Source organism: Klebsiella sp. JN_Kp122 (genome assembly GCF_040062085.1).
Lineage (GTDB): Bacteria > Pseudomonadota > Gammaproteobacteria > Enterobacterales > Enterobacteriaceae > Klebsiella > Klebsiella aerogenes.
In genome coordinates this window covers 89,783-107,089 of record NZ_JBEAHW010000018.1, presented here as the reverse complement: position 1 = coordinate 107,089, position 17,307 = coordinate 89,783, and the positions used below count along the sequence as shown (strand labels likewise).

The following is a 17,307-nucleotide window of genomic DNA, read 5'->3' as shown; positions in this document are numbered from 1 at the left end:
GAGATGAACAACGATTTTAGTACCGTTATCGCCGCCATGTCGGTAGAGGAAAAAGTGGCGCTGCTGACCGGCAGCGGCCTGTGGCGCACGGCATCGATGCCGCAGCACGGTATCCCCGATATCGTGATGACCGATGGTACCTACGGCGTGCGCTATAGCAGCGCGCAAATAGATGGCAATGAAAAGTGGAGCATGGATGACTTCATCTCGGTGATTACCCAAACCGCCGACCAGGCCAGCGCCGACGAGCCTGTCGCCAAGGGCGGCAGCGAAGCGTTGTTCAGCGCCTCGCTGCCGGCCACCTGTTTTCCGAATGGCTCCAGTCTGGCCTGTAGCTGGGATGTTGAACTGGTACGGGAGATGGGCGAAGCGCTGGGTCGCGAATGCCAACAGATGGGGGTGGGTATTCTATTGGGGCCGGGAATTAACATTCGGCGCACCCCGCTGGCTGGACGCGGCTATGAATACTATTCAGAGGACCCGGTCGTTAGTGGGGATATCGCCGCGGCGCTGATTAACGGCTTACAGGCCGAAGGCGTCGGCGCCAGCCTTAAACATTTTGCCGCCAATAACTCCGAGTATCGGCGTACCGAAATGGATTCGATTATTGAGGAGCGGGCGCTGCGTGAAATCTATCTCGCCGGATTTCAACGAGCGATCGCCAAATCCCAGCCCTGGACGGTGATGTCTTCTTATAATCGTCTTAATGGCGTTCAAACATCGCAGGATCCGTTCTTACTGACCCAGGTATTGCGTGATGAATGGGGGTATGACGGTCTGGTGATGTCCGACTGGTACGGTATTAAAGATCGCCCGGCATCGCTGCTTGCCGGCAATGACCTGGCAATGCCGGAAACCCGCCGGGACAAACAAACCCTGCTGGCGGCAATCTCCTGCGGGGAGGTACCGATGCCGGTGGTCGACCGGGCGTGTCTGCGGATGCTGGAACTGGTTGATAAAGTGCAACGACATCGCCGGCCGCACACGCGTGCTGACTTTGCCGCACATCATGCGTTATCACAGCGTTTAGCGGCAGAATCCATCGTATTACTGAAAAATGAAGACAACCTGCTGCCGCTGAAGCCACACAAAACGCCGCGCATCGCGGTGATCGGTAAACCCGCTCAGGAGCCGGTTATTCAGGGCTCGGGTTGCGCCACTACGGTTCCCTATTTACTCGACCGTCCGCTGGATGAGATTTTCGATCTTGCCGGGGATGACTTTAAGGTCACGTGGGCGCCGGGCGCGCCAGACGACAATCAAAGCGACGAGCAGGCGCTGGCGCAGGCGCGTGACGTCGCCGGAGCCGCCGATGTGGCAGTGATTTTTGTCAGCACGGCGGTCGGTGAAGATGGCGAGAATGGCGATCGCCAGGATCTGAATATTCTTCCCGCGCACGAACAGCTGATCCGTGAGGTCGCCGGGGTACAGCCAAACGTGGTTGTGGTGTTGGCCAACAGCGATGCGGTGGTGATGCCATGGCTTGGCGAATGCCGGGCGCTGCTGGAAACCTTCTTCGCCGGACAGGGGATGGGGCGCGCCGTGGCTGAAATTCTCTTCGGTAAGCGCAACCCCTGCGGTAAGCTAACCGTCACGGTGCCAAATACCCTCGAAGAGACGCCTGCCTGGCTGCAGTATCCGGGGGAAAATCTGCGTCATCACTATGGCGAGGGCCTATTTGTTGGCTATCGCTATTACGATAAACGCCTTCTTTCGCCGCGTTTCCCGTTTGGCTTTGGCCTGAGCTATACCCAATTCAGCTATGCCAATCTTGCGCTTTCCGCATCGCGGCTTGCCGAAGGCGAAACCCTGCATGTCGCCTTTGATTTAACGAATACCGGCGATTGCGAGGGCAAGGAGATTGTACAGCTGTATGTTACGGCCCCGAAGGGGGAGCTGATCCGCGAGGTTCGCGCGCTGAAAGCCTTTAGCAAAGTGTCGTTGCTGGCAGGGGAAACGCGTCGCGTTGAGCTTGCGCTGCCCGTCGCTGATTTAGCCTGCTATCATCCGGGGCTGGCGGATTGGCTGGTGACCCCTGGGCAGTGGCAAATCTACGTGGGCGCCTCGTCTCGCGATCTTCCCTTAACGGCAAGCGTTGAGATTGATTGCCCTGCGCGCTACGTACCGCTGCGCGACGACAATTCTCTGCAGCAGCTTATTCAACAGCCGGAAGCCTTTGCCCGCGTGGTGGCGCTGATATCGGCGAAGAGCGGGGTAGCGCCTGACCTGGTACGTGAAAAGCTTATCCGCCTGGCGCCAGATCTGTTCTGTGGTTTGCTGATTGCATTGACTGAGTTCCTGGCGCTGGATATCGATCGCGACGAACTCAATGCCGTGCTGGCGGGTCATTAATCAACAAAAGTTCAGGAGGTACTCCGTGTTCCCGTTTTCAGTGACGCATCCCCGTCAGGTGACACAAAGCGGGCAGCCGGCGACCAATAGCGGCTACGAGCTGATCGCCTTCGACGCTGAGAAACTCAACGTCTTCGCCGCCGAGGTGCGCTACTGCGAACCTCACTGGCACCCGGCGCCGGAGCTTATCACCGTCCTGCATGGCGGTTTCACGCTGGCCGTCGGCCAGCGGGAGTGGCAATTGCGCGCGGGCGATATGTTGTATATCAACGCGGAGGAAGTGCATTCACTCAGCGCGGAGATGCCCGGTAGCCAACTGGTCACCGTGCAGTTTTCGCCAGGTCTGTTTGATGAAATGCATCCCTCTCCGCGGCTGGAGTGGTGTACCGCCGGGCGTATTGCGCAGAGCGTGGATTGGCAGGTGCGCCAGCGGTTAACGGCGCTGCTGCAACAGCTTGTCGATAACCGTACGCCATTCCAGCGTATCGCGGCGATATATTTGCTGCTTGATGCATTGGTGACGGCAGGAGAGCCTCAGGAGCGTGAGGAGAGCTCGCTACGCGAAGAGTCGATGATTAAAAAAGGCATTGATTATATTAATCTGCATTACGACCGGCCATTGACCTTGAGCGAAGTGGCAGAGCACAGCGGCATGAGCTATTCGTGGTTTTCCCGGCTGTTTAAGCGGGTGAGTCGTTACAACTTTAAAGAGTATCTGACCCTGGTGCGGCTGAATAAGGCTCGCAATCTACTGCGTGATACGCGTACGCCGATCACCGAAATCAGCCATAGCTGCGGTTTTCAGGAGCACAAATACCTGATCGCCGCCTTTAACAAATACTGCGGACTGACGCCGACCGAGTACCGCAAACGCTTTGTTTCGCGGCAAAACGTCCTCGACCAACAGCTGGCGCTCGGCGAGGACTGCGTATGCCTGCCATTAAACGGCCAACTGCTGGCGAGGCTGGCGGTTAGTAATCAATCCCCATCTGCGCTTTGACCCCGGCGTCAAAGGCGTGCTTTACCGGGCGTAGTTCGCTGACGGTGTCAGCTATCTCGATAATCTCGCGGTGGCAGCCGCGGCCGGTAATCATCACCGTTTGATGCGCTGGGCGGTTGCGCAGCGCCGTCAGCACCTCTTCCAGCGGCAGATAGTCGTAAGCCACCATGTAGGTCAGTTCATCCAGCAGTACCAGATCCAGGCTATCGTCGGCGAGCATTCGGCGCCCGTGCTGCCAGACATCGAGGCAGGCGGCGGTATCGCTGTCGCGATTTTGCGTATCCCAGGTAAAGCCGGTGGCCATCACCTGGAACTCGACGCCGTGCGGCTCCAGCAAATTACGCTCACCGTTAGGCCAGGTACCTTTGATGAATTGCACCACGCCGGCTTTTTTACCGTGTCCAACCGCACGGGTGACGGTACCGAAGGCGGCGGTGGTTTTGCCTTTGCCGTTACCGGTAAATACCATGATCAACCCGCGTTCTTGCTGGGCGGCGGCGACCCGCGCATCGACTTTGTCTTTTACCCGCTGCTGGCGCTCGCGGTAGCGTTGATCGCTCATTGGGAGATCCCTGGTTTACGCCCCGGCTGGGCATCGAAGGTCATACCGGTTTTGCGCCGGCTATCGTCGCCCATCAGCCATAAATAGACCGGCATGATATCGGCGGGGGTTTTCAGCTTTTGCGGATCTTCTGTCGGGAAGGCGCTGGCGCGCATTTTGGTACGCGTCCCGCCGGGATTAATACAATTTACCCGCAGATGACGGCTTTGGTACTCTTCGGCCAGGACCTGCATCATCCCTTCGGTAGCGAATTTAGAGGCCGCGTAGGCGCCCCAGTTGGCGCGGCCCTGGCGGCCAACGCTGGAAGAGGTAAACACCAGCGAGCCGGAATCGGACTTGAGTAATAAAGGAAGAAGCGCCTGGGTAAGCATAAACGTGCCATTAACGTTCACCTGCATCACCTGCTGCCATACCTCAGGATCCTGCTGGTCCATCGGACAGACGTCGCCAAGCAGGCCGGCATTGTGCAGCACGCCGTCAAGGCGCGGGTAGTGAATCGCGATTTTCTGCGCCAGCTGCTGGCACTCCTGCGGCGTGCAGGTCAACAGGTCGAGGGTGAACCAGCGTGCCGCAATACCGCCAGCCTGTTCAATTTCTTGCGCGACGCCGCGCAGTTTTTCTTCATTGCGACCAACCAGGACCACGCTTGCGCTGTAGCGCGCATAGGTGAGGGCGGCTTCACGGCCAATGCCGTCGCTGGCGCCGGTGACCAGAATGATACGGTCTTTAAGTAGGTGATATTGCGGTTGATAGTGCACGGCGACTCCTCTGCTGGCCTGCGTACGGCCATGTCTTATTCGGTATCTTACTTTTGCGCTTTATGCCTCAAACGATTGATGATTGCAATCAGTCAAAGGGAAACTCTTCGCAGAATTAATATCTTGCAACGATTTCATTGCGACAAAAAAAACGGGAATGCGCCTCGCAGCGCACGGAAAGCGCAGAGACTTGATGATAAAGGCTGATGTACACTGTGCGTCAACGTCAGTGCTTTACACAAGGTGAAAACGTGGAATTACTTGCTCAGTACGGCTTATTTTTAGCCAAGGCTGCGACTATCGTCGTCGCCATTGCGGTTATCGCCGCCATTATCGTTAATCTGACTCAGCGTAAGAAGCAGCGCGGCGAGCTGCGGGTAACGAATCTTAGCGAGCAATATAAGGAGATGAAAGAAGAGCTGGCGGTGGCGCTACTGGATGGCCCGCAGCAAAAACTCTGGCATAAAGCGCAGAAGAAAAAACATAAGCAGGAAGCCAAAGAGGCCAAAGCCCGGGCAAAATTGGGTACCGCGGAACCCAGCGGCAAGGCGCGTGTCTGGGTGCTGGATTTCAAAGGCAGTATGGATGCTCACGAGGTAAGCGGCCTGCGCGAAGAAATTACGGCGGTGCTGGCTTCGGCGAAGGCGCGCGACCAGGTGGTGGTGCGTCTGGAAAGCCCTGGCGGAGTGGTTCACGGCTATGGCCTGGCGGCTTCGCAGCTGCAGCGCTTACGTGATAAACAAATCCCGCTAACGGTCGCGGTCGATAAGGTCGCTGCCAGCGGCGGCTATATGATGGCCTGCGTGGCGAACAAAATCGTCTGCGCACCGTTTGCTATCCTTGGCTCGATTGGCGTAGTGGCGCAGATCCCCAACATCAATCGCTTCCTGAAAAACAAAGACATCGATATTGAACTCCATACCGCCGGGCAATATAAACGCACGTTAACCATGTTGGGCGAGAACACCGAGGAAGGTCGACAGAAGTTTCGCGACGATCTCAATGAAACCCATCAGCTTTTTAAAGATTTCGTCCATCAGATGCGCCCGTCGCTGGATATCGAAAAGGTGGCGACCGGCGAGCACTGGTACGGCGTGCAGGCGCTGGAAAAAGGGCTGGCGGATGCGGTACAAACCAGCGATGAACTCCTGTTGAGCATGATGGATAATCACGATGTGATTAGCGTGCGTTATCAGCAGCGTAAGAAATTGCTCGATCGCGTTACCGGGAGTGCGGCGGAAAGCGCTGACCGTCTATTGTTGCGCTGGTGGCAGCGTGGACAAAAACCGTTAATGTAATAAAAACAACGCGAGGCTGATACCTCGCGTTGTTGTTTCTGGCTGGCTTAAGCCGAGAGCCGGCCCATCAATGACTGGCGATTAATCAACCAGGTGATACTTATCTGACAACTCATGAGCGAGATACTTGAACATGTTAAATACGGCAGTGCTCTTCGCTGTCGGCAAACCTTGTTCATCAAGATAAAACTCGCCGCTGAACACCAAAACCCCGTTACGCTGAACGACGTTGGTGGCTTCAATTCCGGCTAACGTATCTTCATGATCGCGAATGAGTTGGTTGGCAATTTCAAGTAACGCCTGGCGTTCGATGGGTTGGGTTGTACCTTGCATAACGGACTCCTGTAGTTCTTCGCCGGTAGTCTACGCCGCGAGAGGGCAACGGGCAAATTTTCCATTGATTGTGCAGGGGTAATTGCAACTGGCTAAGAAACATCACTTTACTGGCGGAGTTAGCTTTTGCATGCTAATAAAGTTGCGTAACGAATTTTATCAGGTACAGTGTGACGCTTTCAGCGATCTGGCAACAGATTTGCTTGACATTCGGCCAAAAATTCTTCGTGCTATGCAACCTGGCTCGCAAAAGCCAGCAAACTCAGCTATCTGGTTTTATGGATGTGAAACTGGGCGTGCAGAGGGTTGATATCCATCGACGTGGCCGCAACATATCAGGCACGTCGCTAGTGGATGGTGAATCAATGTGCGATGTATTCCTGGATGAATTAAATTAGGTAAAGGTGAATATGGGTAAAGCTCTCGTTATCGTTGAGTCCCCGGCAAAAGCCAAAACGATCAATAAGTATCTGGGTAATGACTACGTGGTGAAATCCAGCGTCGGTCATATCCGCGATTTGCCGACCAGTGGCTCAGCTTCCAAAAAGAGCGCCGACTCTACCTCCACCAAAGGGGCTAAAAAGCCTAAAAAGGATGAACGTGGCGCTCTGGTCAACCGCATGGGCGTGGACCCATGGCACGACTGGAATGCGCATTATGAAGTACTTCCGGGTAAAGAAAAGGTAGTTTCAGAACTCAAACAGTTGGCGGAAAAAGCCGACCACATCTATCTCGCAACCGACCTTGACCGCGAAGGGGAAGCCATTGCCTGGCACCTGCGGGAAGTTATCGGTGGTGATGAGCAACGGTACAGCCGCGTGGTGTTTAATGAAATCACCAAAAACGCGATTCGTCAGGCTTTTGAGAAGCCGGGCGAGCTGAATATCGATCGTGTTAATGCCCAGCAGGCGCGCCGCTTTATGGACCGCGTCGTGGGCTATATGGTTTCTCCACTGCTGTGGAAAAAAATTGCCCGCGGTCTGTCCGCAGGACGCGTGCAGTCTGTCGCAGTCCGCCTGGTCGTTGAACGCGAGCGCGAAATTAAAGCCTTCGTACCGGAAGAGTTCTGGGAGATCGACGCCAGTACTACCACGCCGGGCGGCGACGCGTTACCGCTGCAGGTGACTCACAAGAATGACAAGCCGTTCCGTCCGGTTAACCGCGACGAAACCATGGCTGCCGTCGCGCTGCTGGAAAAAGCGCGCTATAGCGTGCTGGAGCGCGAAGATAAGCCGACCAGCAGCAAGCCGGGCGCGCCCTTTATCACCTCCACGCTGCAACAGGCCGCCAGTACCCGTCTTGGCTTCGGCGTGAAGAAAACCATGATGATGGCCCAGCGTTTGTATGAAGCCGGCCATATTACCTACATGCGTACCGACTCAACCAACCTGAGTCAGGATGCGCTGAACATGGTTCGCGGCTATATCGGCGATAACTTCGGCAAAAAATACCTGCCTGAAAACGCGAATCAGTACGCCAGCAAAGAAAATTCGCAGGAAGCGCACGAAGCGATTCGTCCTTCTGACGTGAACGTGATGGCGGAATCGCTGAAAGACATGGAAGCCGATGCGCAGAAATTATACCAACTGATTTGGCGTCAGTTCGTCGCCTGTCAGATGACACCGGCAAAATACGACTCAACCACCCTGACGGTACAGGCTGGCGAGTTCAAACTGAAAGCCCGCGGTCGTACGCTGCGCTTTGACGGCTGGACGAAAGTAATGCCCGCGCTGCGTAAAGGCGATGAAGACCGTACGTTACCGGTGGTCAATCAGGGCGACAGCCTGAGCCTGGTGGAACTGACCCCAGCGCAGCACTTCACCAAACCGCCTGCGCGTTTCAGCGAAGCCTCGCTGGTGAAAGAGCTGGAAAAACGCGGCATTGGTCGTCCGTCCACTTATGCGTCGATCATTTCGACCATCCAGGACCGCGGCTATGTACGCGCCGAGAACCGTCGTTTTTACGCTGAAAAGATGGGTGAAATCGTCACCGACCGTCTGGAAGAGAACTTCCGCGATCTGATGAACTACGATTTTACCGCCCAGATGGAAGATCGCCTCGATCAGGTGGCTAATCATCAGGCCGAGTGGAAACAGGTACTGGATAACTTCTTTGGCGATTTCACTTCTCAGCTACAGACTGCTGAGAAGGATCCTGAAGAAGGCGGCATGCAGCCGAACCCAATGGTGCTGACCAGCATCGACTGCCCGACCTGCGGGCGTAAAATGGGCATTCGTACCGCCAGTACCGGGGTATTCCTCGGCTGCTCTGGCTACGCGCTGTCGCCGAAAGAGCGTTGCAAAACCACTATTAACCTGGTACCGGAAAACGAAGTCCTCAACGTGCTGGAAGGCGATGATGCCGAAACCAACGCGCTGCGCGCTAAACGTCGCTGTCAGAAATGCGGCACCGCGATGGACAGTTACCTTATCGATCCGAAGCGCAAACTGCATGTCTGCGGCAACAACCCGACCTGCGATGGCTATGAGATTGAAGAGGGCGAGTTCCGTATCAAAGGCTATGACGGCCCTATCGTGGAGTGTGAGAAATGCGGCTCCGAAATGCACCTGAAAATGGGGCGTTTTGGTAAGTACATGGCTTGTACCAACGACGAGTGTAAAAATACGCGTAAGATCCTGCGTAATGGCGAAGTGGCTCCGCCGAAGGAAGATCCGGTGCCTTTACCGGAACTGCCATGCGAGAAGTCCGACGCTTACTTCGTCCTGCGCGATGGCGCGGCGGGCGTTTTCCTGGCGGCAAACACCTTCCCGAAATCACGTGAAACGCGTGCGCCATTAGTGGAAGAGTTGTACCGCTTCCGCGATCGCCTGCCTGAAAAGCTGCGTTATCTGGCCGATGCGCCGCAGCAGGATCCGGAAGGCAATAAAACGCTGGTACGCTTTAGTCGTAAGACCAAGCAACAGTACGTCTCCTCCGAGAAAGAGGGCAAAGCGACCGGCTGGTCCGCTTTCTTTATCGACGGCAAATGGACTGAAGCGAAAAAGTAACCTTCTGAATGGGCCGCAATGCGGCCCATTTTTTCTCCTGTTATCCACGCGCACCGCCTCGTCGCTCCCGCTTTATAACCGACTTATTATTTTTTGTTACCATCTATACACTGTAGATATAAATGATATAGTGGTTATAGCGAATCACTTTTTTATTATCAAATCGTCTTATACATCATCGGTTTCAGGACGCGTTGTGGCGCTGGTTCGGCGCGCCACAGGGAATGTCTGGCATTTTGCCGCCAGCAGGCAGCAGTCTGAACGTAATGTGTATTAAGCGGATTCATTTTACGCGTTTACGGATATCAGCCATGAAACTACAGCAACTCCGCTACATCGTTGAGGTTGTTAACCATAACCTGAATGTCTCCTCTACCGCCGAAGGTTTGTATACTTCGCAGCCAGGCATCAGCAAGCAGGTGCGGATGCTGGAAGATGAGTTAGGGATTCAGATATTTGCCCGCAGCGGTAAGCATTTAACTCAGGTCACTCCAGCCGGGCAGGAAATTATCCGCATCGCGCGCGAAGTGCTGTCCAAAGTTGAGGCCATTAAATCCGTGGCAGGGGAGCACACCTGGCCGGATAAAGGCTCATTGTACGTCGCCACCACCCATACTCAGGCGCGTTACGCGCTGCCTGGGGTGATTAAGGGCTTTATTGAGCGTTATCCGCGGGTCTCTTTGCATATGCATCAGGGGTCGCCGACGCAGATTGCAGAAGCGGTTTCAAAGGGCAATGCCGACTTTGCCATTGCTACCGAAGCGCTGCATCTGTACGACGATTTGGTGATGCTGCCGTGTTACCACTGGAACCGCTCAATTGTGGTGACCCCGGATCACCCGCTCGCTTCTAAAGGCTCGGTGACCATCGAAGAGCTGGCGCAGTACCCGCTGGTGACTTATACCTTCGGCTTCACCGGACGTTCCGAACTGGATACCGCGTTTAATCGCGCCGGGCTCACTCCGCGTATCGTCTTCACCGCGACTGATGCCGATGTTATCAAAACCTATGTGCGTTTAGGGCTTGGCGTTGGGGTCATTGCCAGCATGGCGGTCGATCCGGTGTCCGATCCGGACCTGGTAAAACTTGATGCCAATGGTATTTTCAGCCACAGCACCACCAAGATAGGCTTCCGCCGAAGCACCTTCCTCAGAAGTTATATGTATGATTTTATTCAGCGTTTTGCGCCACATTTGACGCGGGATGTGGTAGACACAGCCGTGGCGCTACGTTCGAATGAGGATATAGAGGCGATGTTCAAAGATATTAAACTGCCGGAAAAATAATCGTATTGCTAAATGGCATTTCCTCCGGGGAGTGCCATTTTTTATTATGGACCTTATCAGAACTTATAAACCTCGTTGTAATCACATTTCTGCGTATTTCACTTCATTACTTTTTCATTATACCCGCTGCGATCAAAATAACGGCTAAAAGCCTTTTACCTGTTCCTGAATTAGCTGGATCTATTTTATATATCTTATTAAGATTTATCTGTACCTGATGATTTTAGCAATTGGTGGTGATGAAATGATAAACAATATCGATTATACAAAACTCGCGATGGCATACCAAAGTGACAAAGCGGAAATCGATCCAACGCTGCGCAGTCAGGTCTGGGGCTCACTACTGGTGGGGCTTAGCGCTTTCTGGTGCATCGTTGCATTATTCATCTGGATTATTAGCTAAAGCAGTTTATCAGAGAAAGTTATATTTCACTTTTGTGACAAAAGGAGGTTGGTAAAATTAGCACCCGGAATTGTGAAACACTGTGGAAGAAATTATTTTCCGACTTATCAGCTTTAAATGTTAATCCATCCTGAGCTAATCACGACAAGCCGTGATTAGCTCTTTTTCGATCACACTTCTTTAGCTGTTTGGAACTTACTTAACCTCATCAAATATCTCCTCGTTGTAATATCGCTATCATCAAATTTTCTGAATTGTACGGTTTTGTCAATTTTAGCAATTTGAGTTGTTATCAAAGTGTTATGTCAGGTTTGTGTTATCTTTAATAAAGACCCTGAGGAGTTCAGGGCATGCATCCCTGTGATAAAGGAGGAGCTATGTCGTCAACACTACGAGCAGCCAGTAAGGATACGCTACAGGTCAAAGACAAAACCTACCATTACTACAGCCTGGCGCTGGCCGCTAAACATCTGGGCGATCTCACTCGACTGCCCAAATCTCTCAAAGTTCTGCTTGAAAACCTCCTGCGCTGGCAGGACGGCGATTCGGTCACCGAACAGGACATTCAAGCGCTGGCCGGCTGGCTGGCGACAGCGCATGCTGACCGCGAAATCGCTTATCGCCCGGCACGCGTGCTGATGCAGGATTTCACCGGCGTACCGGCGGTGGTCGATTTAGCTGCCATGCGCGAAGCGGTAAAACGTCTGGGCGGCGATACGGCGAAAGTGAATCCGCTCTCGCCGGTTGACCTGGTGATTGACCACTCGGTGACGGTGGACCGTTTTGGTAATGAAAACGCTTTTGAAGACAACGTGCGTCTTGAAATGGAGCGGAACCACGAGCGTTATGCTTTCCTGCGCTGGGGACAGCAGGCCTTTAGCCGCTTTAGCGTTGTGCCGCCGGGGACCGGGATCTGCCACCAGGTGAACCTTGAATATCTCGGCCGTGCCGTCTGGAGCGAACTGCAGAATGGCGAATGGGTGGCGTACCCGGATACGCTGGTGGGTACCGATTCGCACACTACCATGATCAACGGCCTTGGCGTATTAGGGTGGGGCGTCGGTGGGATTGAAGCGGAAGCCGCGATGCTTGGCCAGCCGGTATCCATGCTCATTCCCGATGTCGTTGGTTTCAAGCTGACCGGTAAACTGCGTGAAGGGATCACCGCGACCGACCTGGTGCTGACAGTGACCCAGATGCTGCGCAAACACGGTGTGGTAGGCAAGTTCGTCGAATTCTATGGCGATGGTCTCGACTCGTTACCGCTGGCCGACCGGGCGACCATTGCGAATATGTCGCCGGAATATGGCGCGACCTGCGGATTCTTCCCGATCGATGCTGTGACCCTCAGCTATATGCGCCTGAGCGGGCGCAGCGAAGAGCAGGTGGCGTTGGTTGAAGCTTATGCCAAAGCGCAGGGTATGTGGCGGCAGACGGGCGATGAGCCGGTCTTTACCAGCACCCTGGCGCTGGATATGGGCACGGTTGAGGCCAGCCTCGCCGGGCCGAAACGGCCGCAGGATCGCGTCGCGTTGGGCGATGTGCCGAAAGCGTTTGCCGCCAGTAACGAACTGGAAGTGAATCAAAGGCAAAAATCGCGCCAGCCGGTTGATTATACGCTCAATGGGCAACGCTATTCGCTGCCGGAAGGCGCGGTGGCGATTGCGGCAATCACCTCATGTACCAATACCTCCAACCCGAGCGTGCTGATGGCCGCCGGCCTGCTGGCGAAGAACGCCGTTGAGCGTGGCCTGAAACCGCAGCCGTGGGTGAAAGCCTCGCTGGCGCCGGGTTCGAAAGTGGTTTCTGATTATCTGGCGCATGCCGGGTTGACGCCTTATCTTGATGAGTTGGGCTTTAACCTCGTGGGGTACGGTTGCACAACCTGTATCGGTAACTCCGGGCCGCTGCCGGAACCTATCGAAGAGGCAATCAAAAAAGGCGACCTGACCGTCGGCGCAGTGCTCTCCGGCAACCGCAACTTCGAAGGTCGTATCCATCCGCTGGTGAAAACCAACTGGCTGGCGTCGCCACCGCTGGTCGTGGCTTATGCGCTGGCTGGCAATATGAACATTGACCTGACCCGTGAACCGCTCGGCGTCGGTAAAGACGGTAAGCCGGTGTTCCTGAAGGATATCTGGCCGAGCGGCGAGGAGATTGCTCGCGCGGTGCAGCAGGTTTCCACCGACATGTTCCGTAAAGAGTATGCCGAAGTCTTCGAAGGCACCGAGGAGTGGAAAGCGATTCAGGTTGAGCGTTCCGATACCTATCGCTGGCAGGATGACTCTACCTATATTCGCCTGTCGCCGTTCTTTGATGAGATGGAGGTTGAGCCGAAACCGGTAGAAGATATTCACGGCGCCCGGATCCTGGCGATGTTAGGCGATTCAGTGACCACCGACCATATCTCTCCGGCAGGAAGCATCAAGGCAGATAGCCCGGCAGGACGCTATTTGCAGGAGCACGGCGTGGCGCGCGGTGATTTCAACTCTTATGGGTCGCGACGCGGTAACCATGAAGTCATGATGCGCGGCACCTTTGCGAATATCCGTATCCGCAACGAAATGGTGCCGGGCGTGGAAGGGGGAATGACGCGTCATTTGCCGGACACGCAGCCTATCGCCATCTACGATGCGGCTATGCTGTACAAAGCTGAAGGTACCCCTCTGGCGGTGATCGCCGGTAAAGAGTATGGCTCAGGCTCCAGCCGCGACTGGGCGGCAAAAGGGCCGCGTCTGTTGGGCGTGCGGGTGGTCATTGCCGAGTCCTTCGAGCGTATTCACCGCTCCAACCTCATTGGCATGGGAATATTACCGCTGGAGTTCCCGCAGGGCGTGACGCGTAAAACGCTACAGCTGACCGGCGAAGAGCGGATCGATATCAGTAACCTGCAGGCGCTGCATCCTGCGGCAACGGTTCCAGTCACGATTACCCGCGCCGATGGACAGCAGGAGGTCATTCAGTGTCGCTGTCGTATCGATACTGCGACAGAACTGACTTACTATCAGAACGACGGCATTCTGCATTATGTGATTCGTAATATGCTGTAAAAGAAAGGGCCAGCGAATGCTGGCCCTGATTCATTCTGGAGCTGATTTATTTATTCAGCAGATGCCCCATCTTGGCAGCTTTGGTATCGAGATAGTGTTCGTTTTTCGGGTTACGCCCGACGATGAGCGGCACGCGCTCGACGATATTGATCCCCGCCTCGGTCAGAATTTCGACTTTCTTCGGGTTGTTGGTCAACAGGCGAACCTGCTCTACGCCGAGCAGTTTGAACATGTCGGCGCATAGCGTAAAGTCGCGCTCATCGGCGGCAAAGCCGAGCTGGTGGTTGGCTTCGACGGTATCGTAGCCTTGATCCTGTAGCGCGTAAGCGCGAATTTTATTTAGCAAACCGATATTTCGGCCTTCCTGACGGTGATAGAGCAGGATCCCGCGCCCCTCTTCAGCGATGTGCGACAGCGCCGCTTCCAGCTGAAAACCGCAATCACAACGCAGACTAAAAAGGGCATCGCCCGTCAGACATTCTGAATGTACGCGAGCCAGTACCGGGGCTTGCCCCGAAATATCGCCATACACCAGCGCGACATGATCCTGCCCGGTTGCCAGTTCTTCAAAGCCCACCATCAGGAAATCGCCCCAGGGGGTTGGCAGTTTGGCTTCTGCCACACGTTTAAGCTGCATGTGATTCTCCAGATTCTGACAGCACCTGAATGTGCTTTCTGTTTACTACTATTTTGCCACAACGCCGCGACGTTCTCCTAATTACCAACGACCGCCTGCGCGGAAAGCGCACAAACGATCTACTTTCCGTTATGATATTCAGAAGGAAAGAGAAGGAGATACGATGCTGTTAATTGCCAAAAGGACCGCCATCGGGGCGGCGCTATTGCTTGTTATGCCCGTTATAGTCTGGCTCTCCGGCTGGCAGTGGCAGCCGGGTCAAGCACCGGCCATGTTGAAAATGTGGTACTGGGTGACTGAAACCGTCACCCAGCCGTGGGGAATAATTACTCACGTAGCGCTATTTGGCTGGTTTTTGTGGTGTTTACGATTTCGTCTGCGCGAAGCGCTGGTGCTGTTTCTCATTCTCGGCGCCGCTATCCTGGCAGGACAGGGGCTTAAATCCTGGATCAAAGAACGGGTGCAGGAACCACGGCCGTTTGTGATTTGGTTAGAAAGAACCCAACAGGTTCCGGTGGCGCAATTCTATGAGTTAAAACGTAAAGAACGCGCTAAACTGGTGCATGAGCAATTGGCTGAGCAACAGACAATACCGGGGTTCTTGCGTAAACACTGGCAAAAAGAGACCGGTTTTGCCTTTCCGTCCGGCCATACCATGTTTGCCGCCAGTTGGGCGCTACTGGGGGTCGGGCTGTTGTGGCCGCGCCGGCGCTGGGTAACTATCGGTTTGCTGTTGGGTTGGGCTACTGCGGTCATGGGCAGTCGTCTGGCGTTGGGTATGCACTGGCCGCAGGATCTTATCGTGGCGACCAGCCTTTCATGGCTGCTGGTTTCCGCGGCGACCTGGCTCACGCAGCGTTTTTGCGGCCCGTTAACCCCGCCTGTTGAAGAGGCGAGCGATATCAAAAAACGCGCAACCTGACGGCGTTTATGTTGAATTTCGCGGCATCTGGCCGCATATCATGATGGGTGTCATGCTTTTCCATTTCACCACTGCGGTGAAAATGATACTTTATAGGGCTTGAACGCGTTTTACTCGCGCCACCCACAGAACGGGAAGTCATGTGAAATATTTACTTATTTTCTTACTGGTATTAGCTATCTTCGTCATCTCTGTGACGCTGGGCGCGCAAAATGACCAACTGGTCACGTTCAACTATTTGCTTGCCCAGGGTGAGTTCCGTATCTCCACGCTGCTGGCGGTACTGTTTGCTGGCGGATTTGCCATTGGTTGGCTGATCTGTGGTCTGTTCTGGCTGCGGGTACGTGTGTCGTTGGCGCGCGCCGAGCGTAAAATTAAACGCCTGGAGCAGCAGATCGCGCCAGTGGCCGCGGCGCCCGCTGATGCCGGCGTCCCTGCGGTCAAGGAATAACCTTCTATGCTGGAGTTGTTGTTTCTGCTTCTTCCCGTTGCCGCTGCCTATGGATGGTATATGGGGCGCAGGAGCGCACAACAGTCCAAACAGGACGATGCTAGTCGCCTGTCGCGTGATTACGTGGCCGGGGTCAACTTCCTGCTGAGCAATCAGCAGGACAAAGCCGTAGATCTGTTCCTCGATATGTTAAAAGAGGACACCGGCACCGTCGAAGCTCATCTGACGCTTGGCAACCTGTTTCGTTCCCGTGGCGAAGTTGACCGCGCCATCCGTATTCACCAAAGCCTGATGGAGAGCGCCTCGCTCACCTACGATCAACGCCTGCTCGCCGTCCAACAGTTGGGGCGCGATTATATGGCCGCTGGCCTGTACGATCGCGCGGAAGATATGTTCAAGCAGCTGGTGGATGAAACCGACTTCCGCCTGGGCGCGCTACAACAACTGCTGCAGATTTATCAACTGACCAGCGATTGGCAGTCCGCGATTGAAGTCGCCGAACGGCTGGTAAAATTGGGCAAAGAAAAACATCGCAGCGACATCGCCAACTTCTGGTGTGAACTGGCGCTACAGCAGATGGCCAGCAACGATCTCGATAAAGCGATGACGCTGCTGAAGAAAGGCGCGTCTGCGGACCGCAATAGCGCCCGCGTCTCGATTATGATGGGGCGCGTGTGGATGGAAAAAGGCGACTACGCGAAAGCGGTAGAAAGCCTGGAACGGGTGATTGGCCAGGATAAAGAACTGGTGGGTGAAACCCTGGAAATGCTGCAAACCTGTTATCAGCAGTTGGGTAAGCATGCGGAGTGGGAAGCGTTTTTGCGCCGCTGTGTAGAAGAGAACACCGGTGCGACGGCGGAACTCATGCTGGCGCAGATTATCGAGCAGCAGGAAGGTGCCGAGGCCGCACAGAGCTATGTTACCCGCCAGCTTGAGCGTCACCCAACGATGCGCGTGTTCCATAAACTGATGGACTACCATCTTAATGAGGCGGAAGAAGGGCGCGCGAAGGCGAGTCTGGGGGTTTTGCGTAACATGGTTGGTGAACAGGTGCGGAGCAAACCGCGCTACCGCTGCCAGAAGTGCGGTTTTACTTCCCACACCCTGTACTGGCACTGCCCGTCCTGCCGCTCGTGGGCGACTATCAAGCCAATTCGTGGCCTGGATGGTCAGTAACTTCTAAAAAAAGCCAGACTTTAGTTACAACATACTTATCTGGGTTTTACCATGCCCAATCCTGTTGCCGC

The 17,307-nt window shown here is 54.8% G+C and carries 14 protein-coding genes; 10 read left to right on the top strand and 4 right to left on the bottom strand.

Features of this window, described 5'->3' with window-relative positions; all coding sequences use genetic code 11:
* The first annotated feature begins 3 nt into the window (after positions 1–3).
* Entirely contained in the window at positions 4–2,352 is a 2,349-nt protein-coding gene (locus tag ABLU78_RS06900) for a glycoside hydrolase family 3 C-terminal domain-containing protein (protein WP_048228870.1), read from the top strand.
* Between the two features lie 25 nt (positions 2,353–2,377).
* Complete coding sequence (locus ABLU78_RS06895) at positions 2,378–3,352, top strand: AraC family transcriptional regulator (RefSeq protein ID WP_015366218.1); 975 nt, start codon at positions 2,378–2,380, stop codon at positions 3,350–3,352.
* Here ABLU78_RS06895 and cobO read toward each other — a convergent pair.
* A complete protein-coding gene (gene cobO, locus ABLU78_RS06890) occupies positions 3,324–3,914 on the bottom strand; it encodes a cob(I)yrinic acid a,c-diamide adenosyltransferase (RefSeq protein ID WP_015366219.1) in 591 nt (196 codons plus the stop codon). The two genes, ABLU78_RS06895 and cobO, sit on opposite strands and share 29 nt — an antisense overlap.
* On the bottom strand, positions 3,911–4,672 hold the full coding sequence (locus tag ABLU78_RS06885) for a YciK family oxidoreductase (RefSeq protein WP_015366220.1): 762 nt from the start codon (positions 4,670–4,672) through the stop codon (positions 3,911–3,913). Before ABLU78_RS06885 ends, cobO begins: the two co-directional genes overlap by 4 nt.
* Before the next feature lie 251 nt (positions 4,673–4,923).
* On the opposite strand from ABLU78_RS06885, the gene sohB reads away from it, so the two are divergent.
* On the top strand, positions 4,924–5,970 hold the full coding sequence (gene sohB / locus ABLU78_RS06880) for a protease SohB (protein WP_015366221.1): 1,047 nt from the start codon (positions 4,924–4,926) through the stop codon (positions 5,968–5,970).
* Positions 5,971–6,051: 81 nt separating this feature from the next.
* On the opposite strand, the gene ABLU78_RS06875 is transcribed toward sohB, so the two are convergent.
* Positions 6,052–6,303, bottom strand: coding sequence for a YciN family protein (locus ABLU78_RS06875; protein WP_015366222.1), 252 nt, complete (start codon positions 6,301–6,303; stop codon positions 6,052–6,054).
* 410 nt (positions 6,304–6,713) lie between these two features.
* On the opposite strand from ABLU78_RS06875, the gene topA reads away from it, so the two are divergent.
* The 4 genes from topA to acnA all read left to right on the top strand — a co-directional run bounded on the left by topA (position 6,714) and on the right by acnA (position 14,050).
* A complete protein-coding gene (topA, locus tag ABLU78_RS06870; RefSeq protein ID WP_015366223.1) occupies positions 6,714–9,311 on the top strand; it encodes a type I DNA topoisomerase in 2,598 nt (865 codons plus the stop codon).
* Positions 9,312–9,622: 311 nt separating this feature from the next.
* Positions 9,623–10,597: an HTH-type transcriptional regulator CysB gene (cysB, locus tag ABLU78_RS06865; protein ID WP_015705738.1), complete on the top strand. Its 975-nt coding sequence runs from the start codon at positions 9,623–9,625 to the stop codon at positions 10,595–10,597.
* Positions 10,598–10,841: 244 nt separating this feature from the next.
* On the top strand, positions 10,842–11,000 hold the full coding sequence (locus tag ABLU78_RS06860) for a YmiA family putative membrane protein (RefSeq protein ID WP_020078578.1): 159 nt from the start codon (positions 10,842–10,844) through the stop codon (positions 10,998–11,000).
* Positions 11,001–11,377: 377 nt separating this feature from the next.
* Entirely contained in the window at positions 11,378–14,050 is a 2,673-nt protein-coding gene (acnA, locus tag ABLU78_RS06855; RefSeq protein WP_046883203.1) for an aconitate hydratase AcnA, read from the top strand.
* A 46-nt stretch (positions 14,051–14,096) separates the two neighbouring features.
* Here the strand turns inward: acnA and ribA are convergent, their stop codons facing one another.
* Complete coding sequence (gene ribA / locus ABLU78_RS06850) at positions 14,097–14,687, bottom strand: GTP cyclohydrolase II (protein WP_015366227.1); 591 nt, start codon at positions 14,685–14,687, stop codon at positions 14,097–14,099.
* A gap of 163 nt (positions 14,688–14,850) precedes the next feature.
* On the opposite strand from ribA, the gene pgpB reads away from it, so the two are divergent.
* The 3 genes from pgpB to lapB all read left to right on the top strand — a co-directional run bounded on the left by pgpB (position 14,851) and on the right by lapB (position 17,236).
* Positions 14,851–15,609, top strand: a complete 759-nt coding sequence (pgpB, locus tag ABLU78_RS06845; RefSeq protein ID WP_048228869.1) for a phosphatidylglycerophosphatase B — start codon at positions 14,851–14,853, stop codon at positions 15,607–15,609.
* Positions 15,610–15,751: 142 nt separating this feature from the next.
* Complete coding sequence (locus ABLU78_RS06840; RefSeq protein WP_015366229.1) at positions 15,752–16,060, top strand: LapA family protein; 309 nt, start codon at positions 15,752–15,754, stop codon at positions 16,058–16,060.
* A 6-nt stretch (positions 16,061–16,066) separates the two neighbouring features.
* On the top strand, positions 16,067–17,236 hold the full coding sequence (lapB, locus tag ABLU78_RS06835; protein ID WP_015366230.1) for a lipopolysaccharide assembly protein LapB: 1,170 nt from the start codon (positions 16,067–16,069) through the stop codon (positions 17,234–17,236).
* Positions 17,237–17,307: the final 71 nt, after the last annotated feature.